This window comes from Tenacibaculum sp. AHE14PA (assembly GCF_019278465.1).
GTDB classification, from domain to species: Bacteria; Bacteroidota; Bacteroidia; order Flavobacteriales; family Flavobacteriaceae; genus Polaribacter; species Polaribacter bernardetii.
In genome coordinates, this window is record NZ_CP058983.1 from 435,402 (window position 1) to 455,684 (window position 20,283).

Annotated in this window: 18 protein-coding genes; 7 read left to right on the forward strand and 11 right to left on the reverse strand. The window is 31.0% G+C overall.

Translation table 11 applies throughout. The annotated features are described in order from the left end of the window. Positions 1-86 precede the first annotated feature (86 nt). The 4 genes from H0I30_RS01995 to H0I30_RS02010 all read right to left on the reverse strand — a co-directional run bounded on the left by H0I30_RS01995 (position 87) and on the right by H0I30_RS02010 (position 5,287). Positions 87-854, reverse strand: coding sequence for a heat-shock protein Hsp90 (locus H0I30_RS01995; RefSeq protein WP_218772643.1), 768 nt, complete (start codon positions 852-854; stop codon positions 87-89). Between the two features lie 84 nt (positions 855-938). Next, positions 939-2,252: a UDP-N-acetylglucosamine 1-carboxyvinyltransferase gene (murA, locus tag H0I30_RS02000; protein WP_218772644.1), complete on the reverse strand. Its 1,314-nt coding sequence runs from the start codon at positions 2,250-2,252 to the stop codon at positions 939-941. After that, a complete protein-coding gene (locus H0I30_RS02005) occupies positions 2,253-2,909 on the reverse strand; it encodes a DUF4290 domain-containing protein (protein WP_218772645.1) in 657 nt (218 codons plus the stop codon). It lies immediately after the preceding gene. 50 nt (positions 2,910-2,959) lie between these two features. Continuing rightward, positions 2,960-5,287 carry an ATP-dependent helicase gene (locus H0I30_RS02010; RefSeq protein WP_218772646.1) on the reverse strand — a complete coding sequence of 776 codons (2,328 nt, stop codon included), beginning with the start codon at positions 5,285-5,287 and terminating at the stop codon, positions 2,960-2,962. A 220-nt stretch (positions 5,288-5,507) separates the two neighbouring features. On the opposite strand from H0I30_RS02010, the gene H0I30_RS02015 reads away from it, so the two are divergent. The 3 genes from H0I30_RS02015 to H0I30_RS02025 are packed head-to-tail and all read left to right on the forward strand — an operon-like array spanning position 5,508 to position 7,334. Then, complete coding sequence (locus tag H0I30_RS02015) at positions 5,508-6,122, forward strand: SatD family protein (protein ID WP_218772647.1); 615 nt, start codon at positions 5,508-5,510, stop codon at positions 6,120-6,122. Continuing rightward, on the forward strand, positions 6,119-6,832 hold the full coding sequence (locus tag H0I30_RS02020; protein WP_218772648.1) for a DUF3307 domain-containing protein: 714 nt from the start codon (positions 6,119-6,121) through the stop codon (positions 6,830-6,832). Before H0I30_RS02015 ends, H0I30_RS02020 begins: the two co-directional genes overlap by 4 nt. Continuing rightward, positions 6,822-7,334: a hypothetical protein gene (locus tag H0I30_RS02025; RefSeq protein ID WP_218772649.1), complete on the forward strand. Its 513-nt coding sequence runs from the start codon at positions 6,822-6,824 to the stop codon at positions 7,332-7,334. The genes H0I30_RS02020 and H0I30_RS02025 overlap by 11 nt, the downstream gene beginning before the upstream one ends. A gap of 1 nt (position 7,335) precedes the next feature. Here the strand turns inward: H0I30_RS02025 and H0I30_RS02030 are convergent, their stop codons facing one another. The 3 genes from H0I30_RS02030 to H0I30_RS02040 form a co-directional block, all read right to left on the reverse strand. Continuing rightward, positions 7,336-7,572 carry a hypothetical protein gene (locus H0I30_RS02030; RefSeq protein ID WP_218772650.1) on the reverse strand — a complete coding sequence of 79 codons (237 nt, stop codon included), beginning with the start codon at positions 7,570-7,572 and terminating at the stop codon, positions 7,336-7,338. Positions 7,573-7,593: 21 nt separating this feature from the next. Beyond that, positions 7,594-8,433, reverse strand: a complete 840-nt coding sequence (locus tag H0I30_RS02035) for a sulfurtransferase (RefSeq protein ID WP_218772651.1) — start codon at positions 8,431-8,433, stop codon at positions 7,594-7,596. A 256-nt stretch (positions 8,434-8,689) separates the two neighbouring features. Further along, a complete protein-coding gene (locus H0I30_RS02040; protein ID WP_218772652.1) occupies positions 8,690-10,015 on the reverse strand; it encodes a dicarboxylate/amino acid:cation symporter in 1,326 nt (441 codons plus the stop codon). A 122-nt stretch (positions 10,016-10,137) separates the two neighbouring features. On the opposite strand from H0I30_RS02040, the gene H0I30_RS02045 reads away from it, so the two are divergent. From H0I30_RS02045 to H0I30_RS02055, 3 genes are all read left to right on the forward strand, one after another. Further along, positions 10,138-10,785, forward strand: a complete 648-nt coding sequence (locus H0I30_RS02045) for a DUF937 domain-containing protein (RefSeq protein ID WP_218772653.1) — start codon at positions 10,138-10,140, stop codon at positions 10,783-10,785. Between the two features lie 72 nt (positions 10,786-10,857). Beyond that, positions 10,858-11,163, forward strand: a complete 306-nt coding sequence (locus H0I30_RS02050) for a DUF6787 family protein (protein ID WP_218772654.1) — start codon at positions 10,858-10,860, stop codon at positions 11,161-11,163. A gap of 224 nt (positions 11,164-11,387) precedes the next feature. Beyond that, on the forward strand, positions 11,388-11,840 hold the full coding sequence (locus H0I30_RS02055; protein WP_218772655.1) for a hypothetical protein: 453 nt from the start codon (positions 11,388-11,390) through the stop codon (positions 11,838-11,840). An 11-nt stretch (positions 11,841-11,851) separates the two neighbouring features. Here the strand turns inward: H0I30_RS02055 and H0I30_RS02060 are convergent, their stop codons facing one another. The 4 genes from H0I30_RS02060 to guaB form a co-directional block, all read right to left on the reverse strand. Next, positions 11,852-12,706, reverse strand: a complete 855-nt coding sequence (locus tag H0I30_RS02060; RefSeq protein WP_218772656.1) for a mechanosensitive ion channel family protein — start codon at positions 12,704-12,706, stop codon at positions 11,852-11,854. Next, a complete protein-coding gene (locus H0I30_RS02065) occupies positions 12,706-15,420 on the reverse strand; it encodes a DNA gyrase/topoisomerase IV subunit A (RefSeq protein WP_218772657.1) in 2,715 nt (904 codons plus the stop codon). Before H0I30_RS02065 ends, H0I30_RS02060 begins: the two co-directional genes overlap by 1 nt. Positions 15,421-15,660: 240 nt before the next feature. Next, positions 15,661-17,520: a DNA topoisomerase IV subunit B gene (locus tag H0I30_RS02070; RefSeq protein WP_218772658.1), complete on the reverse strand. Its 1,860-nt coding sequence runs from the start codon at positions 17,518-17,520 to the stop codon at positions 15,661-15,663. Positions 17,521-17,633: 113 nt separating this feature from the next. Next, complete coding sequence (guaB, locus tag H0I30_RS02075; protein ID WP_218772659.1) at positions 17,634-19,109, reverse strand: IMP dehydrogenase; 1,476 nt, start codon at positions 19,107-19,109, stop codon at positions 17,634-17,636. Between the two features lie 174 nt (positions 19,110-19,283). Here guaB and H0I30_RS02080 point away from each other — a divergent pair, with 174 nt between their 5' ends. Continuing rightward, positions 19,284-20,282 carry a metal-dependent hydrolase gene (locus tag H0I30_RS02080; RefSeq protein WP_218772660.1) on the forward strand — a complete coding sequence of 333 codons (999 nt, stop codon included), beginning with the start codon at positions 19,284-19,286 and terminating at the stop codon, positions 20,280-20,282. The last annotated feature ends 1 nt before the right edge of the window (position 20,283 follow it).

Genomic DNA, 20,283 nt, shown 5'->3' on the forward strand with positions numbered 1-20,283 from the left:
TTCAGCATACTTTTATCAATAATATTGCCAATAAAAAAATCGTGTCATGTTGACACGATTTTTATTTTATATTTTCACTTTAACTTTTATAGTTTTGGTGCATTTACCATAGCACTACCTTTTGGCTTACTAAAATCGGCCTGTTCTGTAAAAATCACATTCGATAATTGTACTTCACCTATTTTATTTTTATACCCATCCTCTAAAGACCACATATGAAATGTCCAATTTTTAGGGATAAGAGCACCATCAATAACTGTGTATGAATTGTACTTAATAGCATGTGGTTCTTTTTCTGCTTTTTCTTTGCCTTTTCCATAACTAACAATATAAGCTGCTCCTTCTAATATACTTGATTTAGAATTTTTATAGATTATATACCAATCATCTGGTGCATCTCCTGTTCCTGAAGAAAAAGATAGTTTTGCTGTTTCTAAATCAACCTGCCCCCATTTATTTTTATCTAAATCAGACCAAATTGTTCCTTTATCATTTAATTTATATGGTAAACCTAAAAAGTAAGACCATGTAAAAATATCAAAACGCGCTCCTTCATGTAATTTTTCAGCAATACCTTTTACGTAAACGTTAGTTCCGTCAAAAATTATTATTGAACCGTCTTTCTTTTCTATTTTTATTTTACCGCCTCCTGTTTCTTGCGTTATTTTACCTAATAAATGTTCTGCTCCACCAAATTTAATATCTATATCAAAAGAAATATATTTCTTTTTCAAAAACACATCTTTTTGATGTTTTTTCTCTATTGAACTTGTAAACTCCTTAGCTGATATTATTTGAGCTGATGCATTTAAAAATAGACTAAATACTAACGCTAAAGAAAATAATGTTTTCATAATATTATAATTAATATGTTTTGATTTGTAGTCGTAGCCTTAAATATTACTTACAGTTAATTGAATACTTGTTATAAATAAATTTTAATCTTCTATTCTTTCAATTTTGGCTCCGATAGATTTTAAACGAGCTTCTATGTTTTCGTATCCTCTATCAATTTGCTCAATATTATTAATAATACTGATACCTTTTGCAGATAAAGCAGCTATCAGTAAAGATATTCCTGCACGAATATCTGGTGAAGTCATTTTTGTTGCTTTTAACATCGATTTAAAATCATGACCAATTACAGTTGCTCTATGCGGATCACATAAAATTACTTTTGCGCCCATATCAATCAATTTATCAACAAAAAACAAACGACTTTCAAACATCTTTTGGTGGATTAATACCGTTCCTTTTGCCTGTGTTGCAATAACTAATACAATACTTAACAAATCTGGTGTAAATCCTGGCCAAGGTGCATCTGCAACTGTTAAAACAGATCCGTCAATATAATTCTGAATTTCATAACTATCTTGTGCCGGAATGTAAATATCGTCTCCTTTTTTCTCTAATTTAATTCCTAACTTACCAAATACACTTGGTATTTGTCCTAGGTTTTTCCAACTAACATCTTTTATGGTTAATTCAGATCGTGTCATTGCTGCCACACCAATCCAACTACCAATTTCAATCATATCAGGTAATACTCTATGCTCGCATCCTCCTAAAGAAGTTACTCCTTCAATAGTTAATAAATTAGAGCCTACTCCTGTAATTTTAGCGCCCATAGAATTCAACATTTTAGATAATTGTTGAATATAAGGTTCGCAAGCAGCATTGTATATTGTGGTAGTTCCTTTAGCTAAAACTGCAGCCATAATAATATTAGCAGTTCCTGTTACCGAAGCTTCATCTAAGAGCATATCGGTACCAACCAATCCATCTTCTGCTTCAACACCGTAAAAGTATTCTTCTTTATTGTAACGAAATTTAGCCCCAAGGTTAATAAAACCTTCGAAGTGTGTATCTAAACGACGGCGACCAATTTTATCACCTCCCGGACGTGGAATATATCCTTTTCCGAAACGCGCTAATAACGGACCAACAATCATTATTGATCCTCTTAATGAACTTCCGTCTCTTTTAAACTCAGGTGATTCTAAATATTGTAGATTAATATTATCTGCCTGAAAACTATATGAATTACTTCCTAATTTTTCTATTTTAACACCTAATTCTCCTAAAATAAAAATTAGTTTATTTACATCAATAATATCTGGAATATTGTTGATTATTACTTTTTGAGGAGTTAATAATACAGCACATATAATTTGTAATGCTTCGTTTTTTGCTCCTTGAGGTGTTATTACTCCGCTAAGTTTGTGACCTCCTTCAATTTTAAATGATGCCATTTATTTTTTTCTGTGTTTATTATTACTGTAATTCGTTTTTCCTTTAGAAGAACTTTTATGACTTGTCTTACCTTGCTGTGTAGTACGTTTTCTTAATAAATTTTTACTTTCTGCTAACCTCTCATTAGTTTCTCTTAAATCGATTTTTTTATCTGATAAATTATATAAATGGTTAAAAATAACAACATCATCAACGGTATCTTTATTCCAATTTAAATAGCATTTTTTCATGTGATTAGCAATCGTAAAAACCAATGCTTCTCTTTTTTCACCTTCTTCCCAAGTCAATGCAATATTTATCATGGTTTGAATATTGTTACCGTAATAACGGTATCTTGAAGCAGATTTTGGATAATCCATCTTTTCTGGCTTCTCTGTCAATTCTTCTTTAGATGGAGTTTCGTATGGTGAATCTGCATCTAATTTAAAATCAGCAATTATATGTAACTGATCCCAAAGTTTGTGCTTAAAATCTGGCACATCACGTAAATGAGGCTGTAAATTTCCCATTACATCTACAATCGCTTTTGCCATTGTATTTCTTTCCTCTTTTGTTTCTAAAGCGATGCAGTGATTTATTAATTTTTGTATATGTCTTCCGTATTCCGGAATTATTAAGTGGTCTCTTTCTGAATTGTACTCTAAATCAAACGTCATTTCTCTATATTTTATATATGCAAAATAGGTAATTATTGCGAATTACATAGTTATCCGATTACCTTTAATTTTGCGAATTGCAATAATAATTTCTTTTTCCCTACGGTACCAAACTTAATTTCTGCCTTTTTATTGGGTCCTTTCCCTTCTAAAGCAACTACCTCACCTGTTCCAAAACGGTTGTGTTCTACAAAATTACCAACCACTATTTCACCATCAAATAAATTGATTGCAGAACTAACATCTGATACCTTTTTCATTTTACTTTTTGGCGGTATAATATTTGGTTTTTCTTTTTTTGCTAAAAACTCTTTTCGTTGTTTTTGAATTGGTTTTTGAAAACGGATATTCTTAGGAGTATCATCATCAAACATACTTGCATCAATAAATCTATTCGCTAATGCTACTGGCACTTTAGGTGCTAAATGCTCTACAAATTTATCATCAATTTCTTCTAAGAAACGACTTGGTTCGCCGTCTGTTAATTTTCCCCAGCGGTAACGTGTTTGTGCATACGTTAAGTAAGCTACTTTTTCTGCTCGTGTTAAGGCTACATAAAATAAACGACGCTCTTCTTCTAGCTCACTACGTGTATTCATGCTCATTCCAGAAGGAAACAACCCCTCTTCTAAACCAACAATGTATACATATTGATATTCTAATCCTTTTGATAAGTGTATGGTCATTAATGAAACCATTGGTGTATCGTCACTTTCACTATCAAAATCTGTTGCTAAGGCTACATCTTCTAAGAAAATAGGTAATGAAGCATCTTCGCCTGTTTCAATTCTATCTGTTATAAAGTCTTTTATTCCGTTTAATAATTCCTGAACGTTTTCAACTTTATTTACACCTTCTGGTGTACCATCTTTTTGTAAATCTTTTACTAATTGTGTTTGCTTTACTACCAAATCGGCAATTTCGAAAGCATTCATCTTTTGAGCGTCTATTTGAAAACGCTGAATCATTCTAGTAAAATTAGCTAGCTTGGTTTTGGTACCTGAATTTATTTTTAAATCAACTTTATCTAAATTTAATAAAATATCGAAAATTGATTTTTTATAGTGATTTGCTGCTATCGCTAATTTATCAATCGTTGTAGCACCAATTCCTCGTGCCGGATAATTAATAATTCTCTTTAAAGCTTCTTCATCATTCGGATTTATTAGCATACGTAAATACGATAATAAATCTTTTATTTCTTTACGTTGATAAAATGAAATACCTCCGTAAATCTTGTACTTAATATCTTTTTTTCGCAAAGCATCTTCCATTGCTCTAGATTGTGCATTGGTACGATATAAAATAGCAAAAGAATCACTTGTTAATTGATGATTCATTTTGTTTTCCCAAATAGATTGCGCTACGAAACGCCCTTCTTCTCCGTCAGAAATTGTTCGCATTACTTTAATGCTTTCTCCAGGGTCATTTGCTGTCCAAACTTCCTTATCTAACTTCGTTTTATTTTTATCAATTACACTATTGGCAGCTTCAACAATATTACTTGTTGATCGGTAATTTTGCTCTAATTTAAAAGTCTTAACATCCGGATAATCTTTTTGAAAATTCAAGATGTTGTTTATGTTTGCTCCACGGAAACTATAAATACTTTGCGAATCATCACCAACTACACAAATATTCTGAAAACGATCTGCTAATGCCCTAACAATTAAATATTGTGAATGATTTGTATCCTGATACTCATCAACCATTATATATTTAAAACGACTTTGGTACTTTGCTAAAACTTCAGGAAAACGCGTTAATAATTCATTGGTTCTTAACAACAAATCATCAAAATCCATTGCTCCTGCCTTAAAGCATCTTTCTACATAAGCTTTATAAATTTCACCTACTTTTGGCCTGCTTGCTTCTAGATCTGCCTCTTGTAAATCTGAATTATTAAAATATGCTCTAACAGTTATTAAGCTATTTTTAAACGATGAAATTCTGCTTAAAATCTGCTTTGGTTTGTAGCGATCTTTATCTAATTTCATTTCTCTAATGATCGTAGATATCAACCTAACAGAATCTTGTGTATCGTAAATTGTAAAGTTAGAAGGATAGCCTAAACGATCTGCTTCTGATCGTAAAATACGAGAAAAAACAGAGTGAAAAGTTCCCATCCATAAATTCTTTGCTTCGCTGTAACCAACAACACCTCCAATACGCTCTTTCATTTCACGAGCTGCCTTATTTGTAAAAGTTAGCGATAAAATATTAAAAGAATCTACTCCTTCTTTCATTAAATGCGCTATTCGATAGGTTAAAACTCTGGTTTTACCAGATCCGGCTCCTGCGATAATTATCATTGGGCCATCTTTTTGTAAAACGGCTGCTCTTTGTGGTTCGTTAAGTTGCTCTAAGTAAGTATTCAATAGAAAAAATTTGAAATAATTTTTAAAACGGAAATTTAACCATTCTTTTAGGTTATATAAAGAATGTAACCTTTTTTTTATTCACAATTTTTATTTCCTTAAAAGCGGATAAAATAACATATTTGCTTTAGAGCAAATAAATAACAATATCTGCTTATTTACAGATATTTTTGGTCAACTATAAATATTTAAGTATTTTTAAGACTTATAAAAAACATTAATGACAAGTATTTTAACAGGAGACATTGTAAAATCTAGGAAATCCGACAGTAGTGTTTGGCTAGAAAAGCTAAAAACTATTCTTAATAAATTCGGAAAACAACCTATTGATTGGGAAATTTTTAGAGGCGATAGTTTTCAACTAGAGGTTCCTATAGAAAAGGCTCTTTATGTTGCTTTTTTATTAAAAGCTCAGCTAAAACAGGTAGATAATATTGATGTTAGAATTGGTATTGGTATTGGCAGTAAAGATTCTAAAAATTTACATATTACAGAAGCCAATGGAGAAGCTTATGTTAACTCAGGTGAAGTTTTTGACAGTTTGGTGAAAAAACAATTAATTGCAATAAAAACTCCTTGGTTAGCGTTAAATGAAGAACTTAACTTAGCTTTAGAGTTGGCTTTATTGACTATGAATAGTTGGACAAAAAATTCAGCTGAAGTATTTCAATTATCAATAGAAAACCCGTTATTAACTCAAAGTGAAATTGGAAAAAAAATAGGCATCACACAAAGTAATATTAGTGAACGACAAAAACGCGCTGGCTACGATGCTATTATCAAATTAGAAAAAAGATACAGAGAATTAATTCAACAAAAAACAGTTTTATCATGATCTTATTCTTAAAGTTTCTAATTGCTCATTTTTTAGGTGATTTTATTTTTCAATCAGAAAAATGGGTGAAAAATAAAGAGAAAAAAAAGATTAAATCTAAAAAACTATACTTACATATTACTGTTCATTTATTATTGTTATTAATAATGACCAGCTTTAGTTTTAAATATATTTTGGGTGTATTTTTTATAACTACAACTCACTATTTAATTGATTTAAGTAAATTATATTTACAGCATAAAAAGAACAAAACTTGGTTGTTTTTTATAGGTCAGTTTTTACATATTTTAATGTTAGCCTTGGTAACTTATTGGTATTTCCCTTATCGATTTAATATTGATTTTCTTTTTTCTCTAAAAGCACTTTTACTGATATCTTGTTTGATTTTTGTGAGTTTTGTTGCATCAATAATAATACAAACGATAATATCGCAATGGAGTCCTGAAAAAGAATTTAAAAAAGAAGATGACTCTTTGGCTAAAGCAGGAAAATATATCGGAATTTTAGAACGTTTATTAATATTTACGTTCATTGTTATCGGACAATGGGCAGGTGTTGGGTTTTTATTAGCTGCAAAATCTATTTTCCGTTTTGGAGATTTAACTTCAGCTAAAGATAGAAAACTAACAGAATACATTTTAATCGGAACTTTATTAAGTTTTGGATTGGCAATTTTAACAGGACTTGTATATTCGCATTATGGAAGATAAAATTATTGAAGGATTCGCATACGCTTTACCAGCAATGGTAACAGGCTTTGTAGCCTATTTTATATTAGGCGCATTTATTAAACAAGATAACAACGAAAAAAAATTTAATGCTTTAGTTGATAAAAAACGTGAAAGCTTACCTATTAAACTGCAAGCTTACGAGCGCTTACTTTTGTTTTGCGAGCGCATAAACCCTACAAAATTATTGGTAAGAGTAATTCCTATTGGAGAAGATACTAACAGTTATGTGCAATTATTAATTGCTAATATCGAACAAGAATACGAACACAATATGGTGCAACAACTATATGTATCGGAAGACAGTTGGAAAGCGATTGTGGCTGCAAAATTAACAATAATTGCTAAGCTTCGTAAAAAATCAGAAACAGCAAAAACAGCAAAAGATTTACGCGAAAGTATATTAATTGATTATTCTCAGAATGAGAATCCTACACAAACATCAATTGCATATTTAAAACAAGAAGTTAAGAAATTGATTTAAATTATTTTTTATCCCTAACTATTATAAAATAAATTACATACAACCAGCCAAAAATACCGTGAATAAAGGAGTATAAAACTGATTTATTTCTATCCCAAGAAATAACAACAGCAATTACGCTTCCTAAACCTATTCCGTTTTTAACGATTGTTTTATTTATAACAGCTTCTGATCCTTCATGTGCAAAAGTTTCAACAGCAACTAACAACAACATAAACACTAATATTTTTCTTTTCATAATTTATTTTTTAAAAAAAAATTATTTCTCAACTGGCAAGGCTAAAGTACTCGCCCATTCCGTCCATGAGCCATCATATACGGAATAATTTGAACCCCCCGCTAATTCATTTCCTAATGCTAAAATACAGGCTGTAATACCTGATCCGCATGAAAAAATAACGGTTTCTTTATTCGGATTTAATGCTGATAAAATTTCTTGTAATTTTTCTTTAGATTTCATCTTACCATCAAGCTGTAATTCGGAATGTGGTAAACTTTTAGAATTCGGAATATGACCACCTCTTAAATCTTTTCTAGGCTCTGGCAATGATGCTTCGAAGCGTCCTTTAGAACGCGCATCAAAAATATGTTTCTTATTCTTTGACGCTATCAATACATCTTTAGTAGTGCTTAAGTAGTTAATTTTAAAATATGCCTTAAAATTACCTTTTAATAGTTGTTTGTTTTTATAAGTTTCTATTGGAAATTCCGCTTCTTGCCAAGCAGGTAATCCGCCGTTTAAAACAGCTACGTTTTCAAAACCAAACAGTTTAAATAACCACCAAGCTCGAGGTGAAGAATACACGCCTAAATCATCATAAATAATTATACAACTATCTTTATTAACTCCCAGTTTTTGAACCTCTTTTTCAAAATGCTCTTTTGTCGGAATTGTATTCGGAAACTCACCTTCTTTATTTAAGAAAACACTTTTTAAATCGAACAAAACTGAATTTATAATTTGCTCTTTACTATCTACTTTATTTTCTTGAGCACCTAATTTAGAAATACTTGCATCTAAAATAATTAAATTATCTGCTTTTATATTTTTAAATAACCAATGAACTGAAACAAGCGGACTCGGAATTGTAATTTTCATTTATCTCTTTTTAAAAATCAATTTATAAACTTAAAAAACATCAATGTTAAAATATACATTGATGTTTTTATTCTATTGTTCACTTTTGGTGATTTTTTTGTCAATTCGAGTGAGTTTTACGATTGAAATGAGCAAAACTTATATCGAGAATTAAAGCTGTTACTTCTAAATTAGTTCTCGATACTATTTTTTTATCAAAAATCACTCGAACTGACATTACAAAAGTCTTTTTTAACTCAAAAATAACATTCATTTTTTATTTTACATCATCATAATTATCGTCCCAATTTTTAGGTTTAGGATCGTGTAATTTACCTACAGATTTTGCAACAACCATAGAAACAGTTGCATCACCTGTAACATTAATAGTAGTACGTAACATATCTAATGGTCTGTCTACAGCAAAAATTAATGCTAAAGCCACCGGATACAAATCTTTAGGGAAACCAATAGATTCTAACACAATAACCAACATTACCATTCCAGCCCCAGGAACAGCGGCGCTACCTATAGATGCTAACAAAGCCGTTAAAACAATTGCCATTTGATTTCCAAAGCCTAAACCTTCTGGCCATAAAACTTGCATTACAAATACTGCCGCTACTGCTTGGTATAAACTTGTTCCGTCCATATTTATAGTTGCACCTACTGGCAACACAAAACTAGATACTTCTTTATCTACACCAATATGTTCCTCAACACGCTCCATCGTAACGGGTAACGTTGCCGCACTCGAACTTGTAGAAAAAGCTAATAATTGCGCTGGACTTAATTGTTTTAAAACCCAAAAAGGATTTTTCTTTGCATAAACACTTACTAAAACTGAATAGAAAACAATCATTAACAATAAGCCTAAAACTACAACTCCGGCATATTTTAATAAAGCAAGTAAAATATCAGGATCACCAGAAGTAACCACAACATTTGCCAATAAAGCAAAAACAGCAAACGGAGAAATTAACATTATAAGGTCTACCATTTTTAAAATAGCTTCATTTAATGAATCGAAAAAATTCTTTAAAGGTTTTGCTTTCTTTTCACCTATTAATAACATTGATATTCCTAAGAAAATAGTAAAGAATATTACTTGTAACATTGCTTTATTATTACTCATCGCACTGACTGCGTTATCTGGTACCATATCTACTACAAACTGTAAAGGACCGCTACTTTGTTGCCTTGTTGCTTCGGTTATTTTAGCTGTTACTCCAGAACTTTTTGCGTACGTATTTGTTAGCTTATCTACTGTTTCTGGAGATATTCCGTCTCCTGGCTGAATCACATTTACCAATACCAAACCAATTGTAATTGCAACTACAGTAGTACCAATATATATAAGCATAGTTCTTACACCAATACTTTTAAATTTAGAAATATCTTTTAAATCTGAAATTCCTTTAATTAATGAAGCTACAATTAACGGTACAGCTATTAATTTTAATAATTTCACAAAAATAGTTCCTAATGGTTTTATCCAGTCCTCTATAAAACTATTCCAGCCAAATTGCAATGCTAAAAATCCGAATAAGATTCCTAGAACCATTCCTATTAAAATTTTCCAATGTAACGCCAGTTTTTTCATCTAATTGATTTAAATTTTTAAAGGCTGTAAGATAAAATAAATATTTAAAAAATGTGACCATAAATACGTAACTTGTGTCTTAATTACCAATAACTAATTACAAACCTTATAACAACATTAAAATGGCAGGAATTTTAGACTTATTAAACAGCGACTTAGGTAAATCAATTATATCAGGAGTGGCAGGTTCTACAGGGCAAGACACTAACAAAACAAGCAGTGTTTTAACTATGGCTTTACCTGTTTTAATGAAAGCAATGCAACGCAATACTGCAACCCAACAAGGAGCTGAAGGATTAATGGGTGCTTTAAATAAACACGACGGTAGTATTTTAGATAATTTAGGCGGTTTATTTAATGGCGGTGTAAATGCTGATGTTTTGCAAGATGGAGGTAATATTTTAAAACACGTTTTAGGAAATAAACAACAAGGTGTAGAAAAAATCATTGGGCAAAAAGCTGGAATAGATGCAGGGTCTGTTGCTAATATCTTAAAAACAGCCGCGCCAATTTTAATGGGAGTTTTAGGTAAACAATCTCGTCAAGATAATGTAAACAAATCAAGTGATTTAGGTGAGTTATTAGGTGGGTTGCTTGGTGGTAGCTCTGCTGATAAAGAGCAAAGTTTTTTAGAGCAAATTTTAGATGCAGATGGTGATGGTAGTATTGTTGATGATATTGCTGGTATGGTTTTAGGTGATGCAGATCAAAAAAAGTCTGATGGAGGATTACTTGGAGGATTATTAGGTGGTATTTTTGGAAAAAAATAAATTTTACATTTATATAATATCAAAAAGGGTAAACATTTGTTTGCCCTTTTTCTTTTAATTACTTTTGCCGCCATGGAAAAATTGAAACAACGTTGGGGTTTAAATACTACTTGGGATGTAATAGCTGTATTAATTGTATTTTCTATTAACGGTTCGTTTGCCTCATGGGTTGCAAAACCTATTACTGCCTTTTTTGGACTTTCTCCTGAAACTACTTCGCCTTGGTTGTATTGGCCTTTACGTATTCTACTTATTTTTCCTATTTACCAAACTACATTGCCTTTAGTAGGTTGGTTATTTGGGCAATTTAAATTCTTTTGGGCTTTTGAAAAGAAGTTTTTAAGTCGTTTAGGCTTAGGGTTTCTTTTTAAAAAATAATCCTTATTTCGATTAAGAATAAAAATTATACTTCTTTATTTTATTTTTAATATTTATTTTAAATTAATCACACTTAAAGCTACAGGTATTCATACTGTTCTTTTTATTACTTTTTTTGTATGTTTATAGTTCATATCATAAGTTAATATTAAAAGTTCTCGCAGTCTTTTTTATCAAAAAAACACTTAATATTTATTTAAATTATAATCACTAAAAAATAATCTATGAAAACTTATAAATATATAATTCTATTCTTAATAACTTCATTGTTAAACTCATGTGCTTTAAAACCAATAACTTCTCAATATACTTTTGTAGAAACAGGTTTAAATAAAGTAACGCTTGATAAATTAGGTAACGGAACAGTATTAATTTATAATGGCGCGGATATTTTACATAAAATAGATAACACTGCCAGATTAAATGTTTGGATAAACGATAAAGCATTAGGGCAAATTAGACCTAAAGAATATGTTATAATTAACCTAAAGAAAGGAGATTATACCTTTAAGGCTTTACATATTGATGTTCTTAAAATGAAAAGCATACATGATGTGAAAATTAGCGAAAACACAAAAATCATAAAAATTAAACCTAACATTACATCTAACAGGCTAACAATTACAAATGAGCTACCTAAAAAATTTGAAAAATATAAATACGTAGTAAAAAGATAACTAAAAACTCATTATACCTTTACTACTTTATAAATAGGTATCGGCAAAGCTACACCTTCAGCTAAAAATCGTTTATGAACTGCTTCTTTTAAAGCGCATTTGGTTTTAAATTCTTGAAACGGTTCATTTAACCAAACATAAGCCCTTAAATGTATATGATCTGTATACACATCAATTACTCGAACATCTACTTGATCTGTATTAATAATTACCTGATGTGGCGTTCTAAAATCAATTACTGTAGGAAGTTTAATCGCTTCTTCTTGTATAATTCTTCTCGCTAAATCGATATCTGCCTTTAAACCTAGTTTAAAATTATTAAAACTTAATACATGCGAATCTTCAATAGTATGATTTAAAACTGAATCGGTACTTATTACAGAATTCGGTATAATTAATCGCTTATTTTCAAAATTATTAATTACCGTGTGTCGCAACGTAATATCTTCAACAATACCAACCCTAGTATCATCTAGTCTAATATAATCTCCAACACGAAAAGGTTTAAAAACAACAATAAATGCACCTGCTATTAAGTTTGATAAGGCGGCTTGAGCAGCAAAACCTATAATTGCAGCTAATATACCTGCTCCCGAAAAAATTAAAGTAGCTTTACTTCTAAAAGCTGGTACGGTCATAATAATATATATGATACCGAAAAGCCCTAGAAAAAACTTTACCGAATTACGTAAAAACAAAATACTTGTTTTCCCATAACGATCTATTTTTCTGCGTTTTATTATCTGAACAATGATATAACGTATAATTCTAGATAATACCCAAGCAACAAAAACAACTATTAATACATACCCTAAAATTCCAAAAAAAGAATCTAAGTTAAAATGATATTTAAATAACTTATCCATTAAAATAATGCTGTTTGACTATCATCGTCTTCTTCAGTTTGCTTTTTCTTTTTTTGAAGCGCTCTTTCTAATGCTTTTTTTGCTTTATCTTCTTTAGAGTTTACAAACTCTTTTGGCGCTATTTCTTCGACATCAAGAGGTAAACTTTCTTCAGTTATCTCTTCCTCTTCGTTTACTTCAATATCTTCAACTTTTTCTTCTTCAGGCTCTTCGTATGGTAATGAATCTAATAAGTTAACCGTACGTATTTTATCTGTTGTTAATTGATTTCCTTGTGCCTTAATACCTTTTACGGCTATAAAATCTTCAAAATTTATATCAATCTTATCCAAACTACGCTTAGAGAATAATACCTCAGCCATTGGGCGATAATCTGTAGAAACAATTTCTAATTTCGATTTTTCTGTTTCTGATATAAATAATTCTTCTTTATCAGTAGTATCAATTAAAAAACGCTTAACATAATAACGCTCTTTTTCTCCATCGAAATAAATAGCTGAAATAGGTTTGTTAGGTTTCCATTTTTCTAACACAATCATGTCATTTTCAAAATGCATTGTTAGCTCAGGAGATACCGCTTTTATTTTACCTGATTGTGTTGCTATTAAAATTTTATCTTCTGCTCTAAACTCTCCTAATAACTCCCCTCTATCATCAACATTTAAACGCTGTACAGCATCATCAAACCATATTTTTCGTGGTTTTAAAGTAGATACTCCTGCTGATTTAAAATCAATTTTTCTAATAGCAAATTTAGTTATTTGATTACCACGAACTGCTCTACCTTTTATTGCTAAGTCAGAGAAATCTATATCCCATTTTAATTTTTTTATACTACCAACTGCTCGAAGATTTATAGTAACAACCTCAGCTTCACCATTAGGATTTGCTGAAAAGTATAACATTTTTGAACCTTTATTCCCTGCTGTTAAATCATATTCTTTATCGCGCGTTACACTTGTTACGTTAAAACGTTTCATATAACTCGGTCCTTTTGCACCATCTTTATACATCATGTTATAAACCGTACGCTTGTCTTTCTTTTTAAAGATTGCAATGTGAATAATATCTTTACCTACAAAAGTTTTAGCTGCCACTTTGGTAACAATCATTTTACCATCGCTTTTAAAGATAATTATATCATCAATATCGGCACACTCTGTAACGTATTCATCTTTTTTAAGTGAAGTACCAACAAAACCTTCCTCTCTATTTACATAAAGTTTTGTATTTCGCATTACTACTTTCGTAGCGATGATATCATCAAAAATTCTGATTTCAGTTTTACGCTCACGACCTTTACCGTATTTTGTTTTTAGGTTTTTAAAGTAGTTAATAGCAAACTCTATTAAATTATCTAAGTAATTCTTTACTTCAGCTATTTTCTCCTCTAAACTTTCTATATGCTGTTTGGCTTTGTCAATATCAAATTTAGAGATTTTCTTAATTCTGATTTCCGTTAAACGAACAATATCTTCTTCTGTTATTGCCCTTTTTAAATGTTTTATATGAGGCTGTAAACCTTTATCAATTGCCTCAATTACACCTTGCCAAGTTTCTACCTCTTCAATATCACGGTAAATTCTATTTTCAATAAAAATTCGTTCTAACGATGCAAAATGCCATTGCTCTTGCAATTCGTTTAACTGAATTTCTAATTCACGCTTAAGTAAATTTACTGTTAAATCTGTAGAGTGTTTTAGCATTTCAGAAACCCCAACAAATACAGGTTTGTTATCTTCAATAGTACAAGATAGTGGTGAAATTGAATTTTCACAATTCGTAAATGCGTATAAAGCGTCTATGGTTTTATCTGGTGATATTCCTGTTGGTAAATGCACTAAAATTTCTACATTGGCAGCAGTATTATCTTCAATTTTCTTAATCTTTATTTTCCCTTTTTCATTTGCTTTTAAAATACTATCGATTAAAGTTGTAGTAGTCGTTGCAAACGGAATTTCGGAAATCACTAAGGTCTTTTTATCTAATTGAGATATTTTTGCTCTTACTCTAACTTTTCCTCCTCGTACCCCATCGTTATAATTAGTAAAATCTGCAATTCCCCCTGTTAAAAAATCGGGAACAATTGTAAAACTTCTTCCTTTTAAATATTTGATTGAAGCATCAATCAATTCATTAAAATTATGTGGTAATATTTTTGTTGATAAACCAACTGCAATTCCCTCTGCTCCTTGTGCTAATAGTAAAGGAAACTTTACTGGTAAATCTATAGGTTCTTTTCTTCTACCATCATACGACATTTTCCATTCTGTTGTTTTCGGATTAAAAACAACATCTAAAGCGAATTTCGATAAACGAGCTTCTATATAACGAGAAGCCGCTGCGCGATCTCCTGTTAAGATATTACCCCAGTTACCCTGCATATCAATCAGTAACTCTTTCTGACCAATTTGCACCATCGCATCTGCTATAGAAGCATCTCCGTGTGGATGGTACTGCATGGTATGCCCAACAATGTTTGCTACTTTATTATAACGCCCATCATCTAAGTCTTTCATAGAATGCATTATTCTACGCTGTACTGGTTTTAATCCGTCTTCAAGCGACGGAACAGCTCTTTCTAAAATTACATACGAAGCATAATCTAAAAACCATTCTTTATACATTCCGGTAACTTTCGTTATCGTTTCTGTATTTTCTATTGGTTGATTCAGCTCTTCGTCGTGCTCGTAATTATTATTTTCTTCACTCATTGAATAATGGGTATTCTTTTAAGAGTTATTGTTTTTTTTATTGAGGATAAAAATGATAGCAAAAACTACTGATGCTACTAACATATTTATATAATGCTTGCTATTAATCTCCCAGCTTAAGTTATCAAAATCAACATTTAACAAATTGATAAAAAAGATGGTAAAAGCTATAATTAGATATATTCTTGCTCTTCTTTCTTTATTCATTATTACTATTATAAAACACTTAAAACTTAGTTATTAAACTTCTTCCTCAACAACATCTAATTCAACTTTTAAATTCTCGATGATAAATTTTTGCCTGTCTGGAGTGTTCTTCCCCATATAAAATTCTAGCATTTGCTCTATCGACATTTCTTTATCTAACATAACAGGATCTAAACGAATATCATCACCAATAAAATGAACAAATTCGTTTGGTGAAATTTCCCCTAATCCTTTAAATCGAGTTATTTCTGGTTTTCCTCTTAACTTCTCTATTGCTTCTCGCTTTTCTTCTTCTGAATAACAGTAATAAGTATCTTTTTTATTACGAACTCTAAACAACGGAGTTTCTAATATATATAAATGACCTTCTTTTATTACTTCAGGGAAAAATTGTAAAAAAAACGTGATTAATAATAAACGAATGTGCATACCATCAACATCGGCATCAGTTGCAATTACAATATTGTTGTAACGTAAATCTTGTAAACCGTCTTCTATATTTAAAGCTGCTTGTAGTAAATTAAACTCTTCATTCTCATATACAATCTTCTTACTCAAACCGTATGAATTTAAAGGCTTCCCTTTTAAACTAAAAACGGCTTGCGTATTTACGTTTCTAGATTTTGTAATAGATCCAGATGCTGAATCTCCCTCGGTAATGAACAGCGTAGACTCTAAATAATTATCCTTTTTAATATCACCTAAATGCACTCTACAGTCACGTAATTTCTTATTATGTAAACTTGATTTTTTTGCTCTGTCTTTTGCTAATTTTCGTATTCCTGATAACTCTTTACGTTCTTTTTCTGCTTGTATAATTTTACGTTGCAGCTTATCAGCCGTATCTACATTTTTATGTAAATAATTATCTAATTTCGTTTTTAAAAAGTCGTTTATATACGTTCTTACAGTTGGCAATTCGCCTCCCATATCTGTAGAACCCAATTTTGTTTTTGTTTGACTTTCAAAAACAGGCTCCATCACTTTAATGGCAATTGCCGAAATAATTGACTTGCGAATATCCGAAGCTTCAAAATTCTTACCATAAAACTCACGAATGGTTTTAACAATAGCTTCTCTAAATGCTGCTTGATGCGTACCTCCTTGCGTAGTATGCTGTCCGTTTACAAACGAATGGTATTCTTCTGAATATTGCGTTTTACTGTGTGTGATAGCAACTTCTATATCATCTCCTTTTAAATGGATAATCGGATACAACATATCATCTTGACTGTTGTTATCTTCTAATAAATCTTTCAATCCATTTTCTGAAACATATTTTTCGCCGTTAAAAACAATCGTTAAACCTGTGTTTAAATACACATAGTTTTTAAGCATTTTAGCAACGTACTCGTTTCTGAATTTATAATTTTTAAAAATAGCTTCATCAGGTACAAAAGATACTTTTGTTCCTTTTCTGCGAGAGGTTTCTTCTAAAAACTCTTGATCGGTTAAATTTCCTTGTGAAAATTCTGCTGCTGCAGATTTACCATCTCTTGAAGATTCTACTCTAAAAAACGAAGACAGTGCATTTACGGCTTTTGTACCTACACCATTTAAACCAACCGATTTTTTAAATGCTTTAGAATCGTACTTTCCTCCCGTATTCATTTTAGAAACTACGTCTACTACCTTTCCTAACGGAATACCACGACCATAATCTCTTACAATAACTTTATTACCTTGAATAGAAATTTCGATGGTTTTACCGGCTCCCATCACATATTCGTCAATAGAGTTGTCTAAAACTTCTTTTACCAAAATATAAATTCCGTCATCAGCAGAAGAACCATCTCCTAATTTACCAATGTACATTCCCGGTCGCATACGAATGTGTTCTTTCCAATCGAGCGAGCGTATATTATCTTCGGTATATTTTGTTTCTTGAGCCATATAAATTGAGGAAATTGAAGTCTTTGCTAAAGTAGTATTTACTCTTTAAAAAACAAAAAACTCTGTTGAATTAGTTTTCAACAGAGTTTGATATTTATGGATTCTAAATAATATTATCTTCTACTATAATTAGGCGCTTCTTTAGTTATTGCTACATCATGTGGATGACTTTCATTTATTCCGCTAGAAGTAATACGTACAAACTTACCTGTATCTTTTAATGTTTCTATATTATTAGAACCACAGTATCCCATACCTGCTCGTAAACCACCAACAAATTGATGAATACTTTCTTCTAAATCTCCTTTATAAGGTACACGACCAACAATACCCTCTGGCACTAACTTTTTTATATCATCTTCTACATCCTGAAAATAACGATCTTTAGAACCTTGTTTCATTGCTTCAACAGATCCCATTCCACGGTATGATTTGAACTTACGTCCTTCATAAATGATGGTTTCACCTGGGGATTCTTTTGTTCCTGCTAATAAAGATCCTAACATTACACAATCTGCACCTGCTGCAATTGCTTTAGGAATATCACCTGTATAGCGAATTCCTCCATCAGCAATTACTGGAACTCCAGAGCCTTTTATAGCTGCTGCAACTTCTAATACTGCAGAAAACTGAGGAAAACCTACGCCTGCAACTACACGGGTTGTACAAATAGAACCTGGACCGATACCTACTTTTACTGCATCAGCACCTGCCTCAACTAAATATTTAGCAGCCTCTGCCGTTGCAATATTACCTACAATAACATCTAGTTCAGGAAACTTTGCTTTTACTTCTTTTAAAACAGTAACCACGCCTTTTGTATGTCCGTGAGCCGTATCAATAATAACCGCATCTACACCTGCTTTTACTAAAGCTTCTGCTCTATCAACAGCATCTGCAGTAACACCTAATGCAGCTGCAACGCGTAAACGTCCGTAAGTATCTTTATTTGCTATTGGTTTTTGAGTAACTTTTGTAATATCTCTAAAAGTAATTAACCCTGATAGTTTATAATTATCATCTACAATTAATAATTTTTCAATTTTATTTTCTTGTAAAATGCTTTCAGCTGATTTTAATGAAGTTCCTACTGCTGCGGTAACCAAATTTTCTTTGGTCATTACTTCAACAATAGCTCTGTCATTTTTATGCTCAAAACGTAAATCACGGTTGGTAACAATTCCTTTTAAAATTCCGTTATCATCAACAACTGGAATTCCGCCAATACTATGTTCTTTCATTAACATTTTAGCATCTAAAACTACCGCTGTTAATGGTAACGTAACTGGATCGATAATCATTCCGCTTTCTGCACGTTTTACCTTACGAACTTCTTGAGCTTGTTGCTCGATAGTCATATTTTTATGTAAAACACCTATTCCTCCTTCTCTAGCCATAGCAATTGCCATAGCTGATTCGGTAACAGTATCCATCGCTGCAGAAACTATAGGAACGTTTATTGTTATGTTTTTTGTGAATTTTGTTTGAATAGAAACTTCTCTTGGAAGTATTTCTGAATAAGCTGGTATTAATAAAACGTCATCGTACGTTAAACCTTCGCCTACTATTTTTGATTCGTGAGCTTGCATGTGCAATTAATTTAGTGTGTTATTAATTAATTACATGCAAATATACTACAAATAACGGCAACTCAATTTTAAATTAAAGTTAATAAAAATCACTTGTTTACAATTATATTATACAACTAGATTAAATAAAGTTTTCCATATTTTATAATAAACATAACTTATTTTTGTTGCTATATGGATTCACTTACTCAAATAATATTAGGTGCCGCTGTTGGCGAAGCTGTTTTAGGAAAAAAAATTGGCAATAAGGCCTTGTTTTATGGTGCCATAGCAGGAACTATTCCTGATTTAGACGTGCTTGCTTCTTATTTTACTGATACAGTTACAGCACTCTCTATTCATCGTGGATTTACACATTCTATACTATTTTCTATACTCTTCGCTCCTATTTTTGGGTGGTTAGTTTCTCGATATGAGAAATACAAGAATTTTAAAGGTTGGTCTTGGTTGTTTTTCTGGGCTTTTATTACACACCCTATTTTAGATGCTCACACCACTTGGGGAACGCAGTTTTTTTGGCCTTTTGATATTCGGCTAGCATTTAAAACTATATTTGTTATCGATCCGCTTTACACAATGCCTTTTTTAATCTTTTTAATTTTAGCTATAAGACAAAAAAGAACATCAAGAAAACGTTACATTTATAACACCATTGGTTTAGTGGTAAGCTCTTCTTATTTAGTCCTTACATTTTTTTTTAAATGGATTGCTTTCAATCAATTTGAAGCTGCTTTAAAAAATCAAAATATATCCTATTTAGAATTAGATACTAGGCCTTCGCCAATGAATACTGTTCTTTGGAGCGCTAATGTAGCAACAGAAAATGCTTATCTATTAGCCAATTACTCATTTTTTGATACACAACCTATTACTTTTAATTCTTATCCTAAAAATCATCATTTATTAGGAAAAATAGCTGATAATATAAAAATAAAACAAATGATTGCTATTTCTGAAGGTTGGTATACGATTACAAAAAAGGATAAAAATCTTTATTATAATGACTTACGATTTGGACTTTTAAGTTTGGCGCCAAATTCTCAAAACTTTGTTTTTAAATATAAAATTATAGAAGATCGCTTAGGTAATATTCTTTTAAAAGAAGAACCTAAAGATAAAAGAGATGGGAAAAAATTACTATCAGAATTATGGATACGTTTAAAAGGAAATTAAA

Coding starts and splice junctions, on each gene's coding strand:
- H0I30_RS02030 (WP_218772650.1), bottom strand. CDS start 7,572: ATGAAAAGAAAAATATTAGTGTTTATGTTGTTGTTAGTTGCTGTTGAA.
- H0I30_RS02060 (WP_218772656.1), bottom strand. CDS start 12,706: ATGGATAAGTTATTTAAATATCATTTTAACTTAGATTCTTTTTTTGGA.
- H0I30_RS02080 (WP_218772660.1), top strand. CDS start 19,284: ATGGATTCACTTACTCAAATAATATTAGGTGCCGCTGTTGGCGAAGCT.
- H0I30_RS02050 (WP_218772654.1), top strand. CDS start 10,858: ATGGAAAAATTGAAACAACGTTGGGGTTTAAATACTACTTGGGATGTA.
- H0I30_RS02015 (WP_218772647.1), top strand. CDS start 5,508: ATGACAAGTATTTTAACAGGAGACATTGTAAAATCTAGGAAATCCGAC.
- H0I30_RS02020 (WP_218772648.1), top strand. CDS start 6,119: ATGATCTTATTCTTAAAGTTTCTAATTGCTCATTTTTTAGGTGATTTT.
- H0I30_RS02045 (WP_218772653.1), top strand. CDS start 10,138: ATGGCAGGAATTTTAGACTTATTAAACAGCGACTTAGGTAAATCAATT.
- H0I30_RS02070 (WP_218772658.1), bottom strand. CDS start 17,520: ATGGCTCAAGAAACAAAATATACCGAAGATAATATACGCTCGCTCGAT.
- H0I30_RS02040 (WP_218772652.1), bottom strand. CDS start 10,015: ATGAAAAAACTGGCGTTACATTGGAAAATTTTAATAGGAATGGTTCTA.
- murA (WP_218772644.1), bottom strand. CDS start 2,252: ATGGCATCATTTAAAATTGAAGGAGGTCACAAACTTAGCGGAGTAATA.
- H0I30_RS02055 (WP_218772655.1), top strand. CDS start 11,388: ATGAAAACTTATAAATATATAATTCTATTCTTAATAACTTCATTGTTA.
- guaB (WP_218772659.1), bottom strand. CDS start 19,109: ATGCAAGCTCACGAATCAAAAATAGTAGGCGAAGGTTTAACGTACGAT.
- H0I30_RS02005 (WP_218772645.1), bottom strand. CDS start 2,909: ATGACGTTTGATTTAGAGTACAATTCAGAAAGAGACCACTTAATAATT.
- H0I30_RS02025 (WP_218772649.1), top strand. CDS start 6,822: ATGGAAGATAAAATTATTGAAGGATTCGCATACGCTTTACCAGCAATG.
- H0I30_RS02035 (WP_218772651.1), bottom strand. CDS start 8,433: ATGAAAATTACAATTCCGAGTCCGCTTGTTTCAGTTCATTGGTTATTT.
- H0I30_RS02065 (WP_218772657.1), bottom strand. CDS start 15,420: ATGAGTGAAGAAAATAATAATTACGAGCACGACGAAGAGCTGAATCAA.
- H0I30_RS01995 (WP_218772643.1), bottom strand. CDS start 854: ATGAAAACATTATTTTCTTTAGCGTTAGTATTTAGTCTATTTTTAAAT.